This window comes from Novipirellula herctigrandis (assembly GCA_007859835.1).
GTDB classification, from domain to species: domain Bacteria; phylum Planctomycetota; class Planctomycetia; order Pirellulales; family Pirellulaceae; genus Novipirellula_A; species Novipirellula_A herctigrandis.
Window position 1 is genome coordinate 1,171,390 of sequence record SJPJ01000001.1, and the last position, 3,372, is coordinate 1,174,761.

Consider the following 3,372-nt stretch of genomic DNA (forward strand, 5'->3'; position numbering starts at 1 on the left):
GTACGGATCAGCGGGGACCGGGAGTTGACTATCCATTCGTGAAAACGAACTACCGGTCCTCCGTTGCATCCGATGGTTACCCGAAATCCCGGCCATTTGATTGTCGATTCCGTGGAAGTGATCACGGGCGAGCAAGTCACCACGGAAAGCATCAGTGTATCAAATCAGTGTCGAATAAAACAGTTGCTGGGCAGGCATTTGGGTAACGCCGAAAGACCGAAGCAGCGACGTTAGGCTAGCCAAGGTTCCAGCCAAACGCCGTCGTGGATTCGCCTTGGCCAACGGGTAATTTAGACGAGCAATTTTCAAACAACGCTTTTGACGTTGGCGTTCGGATCGCGTTGTCGAAAAGAGATCATCAAAGAGGATCGATGTTGTACGTGAATACGATCTTCATGTTACGTCGGGTAACGGTGGTGATCAGCGGGGACGGGCGAACGACTTGCAAGCAGACGAGAAAACGGACCACCCGTCCTCCGTTGCATCACATGGTTATCCCACGGATTTGGGTTAACCGCCGATCGAGTCACCATCATGAATTACACGAACCGAGCACCGTCCGTTTAGCCTTCGGCCCCTTCGGTGACGGTTGTCCGTTTCCTAGCAGTATCAGTTTAACGAGGTCCCAATTTGAAAGCAACAAACGACGTTGTCGGACCAAACGATTGCCAGCGGATCATCAACAGCGCACCTATAGCAGAACAACAATCGCCCGGAGTGTGATAACGGTAGCGATCAGCGGGCCGGGACAGGTTATCGTCCATTCGTGAAACCTTGCAAGCCCGGCTCCGTTGCATCGCATGGTTCTGCCAATTCTTTCAGTCGAACGGGTTGAGTCCGGCACGGTCAATTAATGCCGCTTTGTCCGTGGGCACTGCAGCAGTGAAGTCATCGTACGCCCAGCAACCGATGTAGTCACACGGAAACACAACAAAGTCATCGGTTACGGGAATAAGATCAAACCATGCAATGGAAGTGTTCATTTCAATCGCCATTTTGTGCAACTCGTCGCGTAGCGGATTTAGCGCCAGCATTTCCAGTTCTTGCGAATCCGCCCGGAGATTTCGGACCCGCCAGACCACACGTGCCACGGGACCAAACACACGACGTGAAAGTCGGTCATAAAGTTCGCGTGACTGGGCAGCAATCGGTTCGCAATCTGCTTGGTGCACTGGCCAACCGGGGAACGGTGGGTCGTGGCAAATCTGTTGCGGTTTCCAGATGGCTTCGAGCGCAGAGGATTTCCGCATCGTCTCGAGGCAAGCGTCGCGGTATTCTGAGGTAGCAAGTCCAAATTGCGGTGTAACATCGTCACCGCTGAAGTCCTGATACCAGATGAAGAGGCAGTAAGCGGGTGAGTTAAGTTCAGCGCTCGCAACCGCTTTTGGCAGCCATTTCGCCAAGACATCGCGAATGTCACGTGCAAGATTTCGATTGCGCCCCATGCGGTCCCCAGTGTGAAGTGATTCTATGTGTGGCAGAACGGCCGGGATCACCGGGGACGAGCGGAACGGCACCCACTTGCAAACGCGCTGCCGAGTCCTCCGCGTGCATCCCATGGTTCGTTGGTGTTTTTGCAGCGATTTTAGAGCGACCATCGCCCCAAGCCGATCAATAATTGTACCGTCCGTGTTGCCGAGTGCCAAATTCGCCACGATTCTGCGATGTGTTCTATTGTTCGTCGGGCATCGAAGTGTCGCTACTATCGTTGGCGTCGGAGTACGGCATCAATCGTCTCGGCGGCGATCCGTCACGTTCAGAGTCGAGAGGGCCGTCAATGCGAAACATCAGTTGGGTGAGCCAGCCGGACCGGCAGCAAAGGAATAGCCCAAATGCCAGTGCGACCGCGCCGGAAAACCATCCGAACGCTTCAGGCGGCTCTAGTAGAAATTGTTCGGAATATCGTCCAGCGAGAAAAGCCCAAACAAATGCGGACACTGCTCGAAACATCAGCCACAGGCCAAGAAGTTTACAGGCCACGTTAAAGAGCGAGCGTTCGGTCATCTAGCGTCAACGTGCGAATGAGATTTGTTACGATCCCATTCGGTGAGGGGTAACCGATATTGGCTTGCGTCGTGATGAAAAGGAAACGATGACGTTCACTTTATCCAACGAACGGCGGGCATAACCGGGCGACCGCAATCCGGTATCCAACTACCAAAAAACACGATCGGTCGCTCCGTGTTCATGCCATGGTTATCCGCTGTCTCACGTATCGGCATCGGATTGTACGACAAGCAGTGTAAGCAACCGTCTAGGCTCGAGCAACAATCGACCGCGCACCAATCACGAGCATGGATTGAGCGCACCAATCAGGAACATCGAGGCAACGCAAGGATTGGCGACCAAGCGACGTGACAACATGTTGTCGGATGGATAGTTCTCTTATACGCCTCGCGGCCGGATCAGCGGAACACTCAGGGCCACCGATCGCGTGACACGCGTGCGTCCATCCCGCGCGACGCCCCTTAGTTCCGCCGTTGAGCTTCACGGCCGCGTTCCGACAAGCGGCCTGGTCGGGATGTGCAATTGCATTGCCTTCAGTCGGATAACGGTGGTGATCAGCGGGGACGGGCGAACGACGTGCAAGCAGACGAGAAAACGGACCACCCGTCCTCCGTTGCATCACATGGTTATCGCACGGATTTGGGTTAAATGCCGATCGAGTCACCATGATGAATCAGTCGACCGAGCACCGTCAGTTTAGCCTTCGGCCCCTTCGGTGACAGTTGTCCGTTCCCTAGCAGTATCAGTTTAACGAGGTCCCAATTTAAAAGCAACAAACGACGTTGTCGGACCAAACGATTGCCAGCGGATCATCGACAGCGCCCCCATGGCAGAACATCAATCGCCCGGAGTGTGATAACGCCGACCATCACGTGGCGGCGACTAGTGGTGTTTTTGGCCTGTTCGCCTGCCACGCCGCTCGCGTGCATGGTTTGGTTATTCGCACGGGCGTTGGTTTCGTCGAAGGCCGGTTTTTTTGTGTCGGTGGCCGTGTTGCATTCCATGTCGTCGCCCCGCAGGGAAAAGCCAGGCGAGAATCGCGTTTGGCCCCGCAGGGAAAACAACGTCGAGTATTGTAACGGAGCAGGATTCGGCACGCCACGTCAGGCGTTGGCTTTCAGTGCAATCCATTGCCCGTCAAAATGCACTGGCAGTCTCTGCAAACAAGCGTAGTCAGGAAAAGCTACCGAGCAGCCGGCGATCGAGCATGAGTTCGGGAGCAGGGCCAAGCATTGAATCGGACAGGGCTCCAATGCAAGCGGCGCTGAACGGAGAAGTGAGCCGAATAAAGAATCCATGAAGTCCGTGGTTTGAGGCGAGTCGGCTGCATACGCTGCTGACTAGGCCGTGATCTCGATCTTGCGA

General features: G+C 54.9%; 4 protein-coding genes. 1 reads left to right on the forward strand and 3 read right to left on the reverse strand.

The features are described from left to right. Positions 1-818: 818 nt before the first annotated feature. Positions 819-1,445 (reverse strand): hypothetical protein, encoded by a 627-nt coding sequence (locus tag CA13_RS04020; protein ID WP_146394704.1) that lies wholly within the window; start codon positions 1,443-1,445, stop codon positions 819-821. Positions 1,446-1,671: 226 nt separating this feature from the next. Then, complete coding sequence (locus tag CA13_RS04025; RefSeq protein ID WP_146393626.1) at positions 1,672-1,950, reverse strand: hypothetical protein; 279 nt, start codon at positions 1,948-1,950, stop codon at positions 1,672-1,674. Between the two features lie 839 nt (positions 1,951-2,789). On the opposite strand from CA13_RS04025, the gene CA13_RS04035 reads away from it, so the two are divergent. Further along, positions 2,790-3,086, forward strand: coding sequence for a hypothetical protein (locus CA13_RS04035; RefSeq protein ID WP_146394706.1), 297 nt, complete (start codon positions 2,790-2,792; stop codon positions 3,084-3,086). A 94-nt stretch (positions 3,087-3,180) separates the two neighbouring features. Here CA13_RS04035 and CA13_RS34630 read toward each other — a convergent pair. After that, the coding region (locus CA13_RS34630) for a hypothetical protein (protein WP_419193913.1) at positions 3,181-3,372 on the reverse strand (192 nt) is incomplete at its 5' end.